General features: G+C 72.8%; 1 protein-coding gene. It reads right to left on the bottom strand.

All coding sequences use genetic code 11. The features are described 5' to 3' along the window. Window positions 1-27: 27 nt before the first annotated feature. On the bottom strand, window positions 28-1,140 hold the full coding sequence (locus ACFV4N_RS43950; protein WP_499678639.1) for an RICIN domain-containing protein: 1,113 nt from the start codon (window positions 1,138-1,140) through the stop codon (window positions 28-30). Window positions 1,141-1,175 lie beyond the last annotated feature (35 nt).

Genomic DNA, 1,175 nt, shown 5'->3' with positions numbered 1-1,175 from the left:
GGGTCCACCGCGGTCCGGGGGACCCGCTCAGGCCGCGGCCCGCAGGGCCCACCGCTGGTTGGGCTGCCCGGTGCAGGACCACAGCACCAGTTCGGTGCCGTTGGCGGTGCCGAGGTTGTAGGCGTCCAGGCACAGGTTGGACAACGCGTTCCTGATCGTGCCGTCGGCGTTCACCTGCCACTGCTGGTTGGTGTCGCCGTGGCAGTCCCAGATCACCACCTGGGTGCCGTTGGTCGTGCCCCGCCCGTAGGCGTCCAGGCACTTGGTGCCGTAGACGACGAGCCTGCGGTTGGCGTCGAGCACCCACCTCTGGTTCGGCTGGCCGTGGCAGTCCCACAGCTGGAGGCGCGTGCCGTTGGCGGTGGCCGCGCCCGCCACGTCGAGGCAGCGGCCCGAGGGCACGCCGACGACCTGCGAGCCCTGCGCGGCGACCGGGTCCCCGATGCTCCCCGGGATGGCGCGCAGCGCGGCGTACCAGGTCGCGGCCATCTTGTCGTAACCGGTCGCGGTGGGGTGGATGCCGTCGATCAGGTCGGCCGTCGTCAACGCGGCGTGCATGTCCACCAGGTGCACGCGCTTGCCGGCGGCGGCCTTGGCCCGCACGATGCCGGGGATGGCGGCGTTGTAGGTCCGGGCGGCGGCCTCCTGCCCGGCGTTGGCCAGCGGGATGATCGTCGCGACGAGCACGTCCGCGTTCGGCGCGGTGGCGGTGATGCGGTCGACGAGCCCCGACAGGCGCGCGGGCGCGTTGGCCACGTCGCGGTTCTGGAGGATGTCGTTGGTGCCGATGTGCAGCAGCACCGTGCGCGGGTTCGTGTTCCGGAGCCAGGTGGTGACGTTCGCGTCGATCTGGTCGATGCGCCAGCCGGGGTGGCCCTGGTGGTCGTGGTCCCAGAGCGAGGCGGGGCCGTTGAACTGGGAACCGACGAAGTCCACGCGGTAGTTGCCCGCCCCGAACCGCTGCCACAGGCCGATGCGGTAGCCGCCGGGCACCTGCGTCCCCTCGGTGATGGAGTCGCCCAGCGGCATGACCCGCGTCCCGCCGTTGGACTCGGCGGCGGCGGTGCCGGCGGGCAGCAGCGCGGCGGCGGTGATCAGCGCCGCGGCGCAGGCGGCGAGTCGTCGGAGGCGTGGTCCCATGTGTTCTCCTCGGTGCGCGTTGTTCGGGCGTGACG

Origin of the sequence: Actinosynnema sp. NPDC059797, from assembly GCF_042732085.1 — a bacterium.
Lineage (GTDB): Bacteria > Actinomycetota > Actinomycetes > Mycobacteriales > Pseudonocardiaceae > Actinosynnema.
The sequence above is the reverse complement of the archived record's forward strand: the minus strand, read 5'-3'. Positions and strand labels throughout refer to the sequence as shown.

Excerpts from the sequence above, each read along its gene's own strand:
- ACFV4N_RS43950 (WP_499678639.1), bottom strand. The coding sequence starts at position 1,140 with ATGGGACCACGCCTCCGACGACTCGCCGCCTGCGCCGCGGCGCTGATC.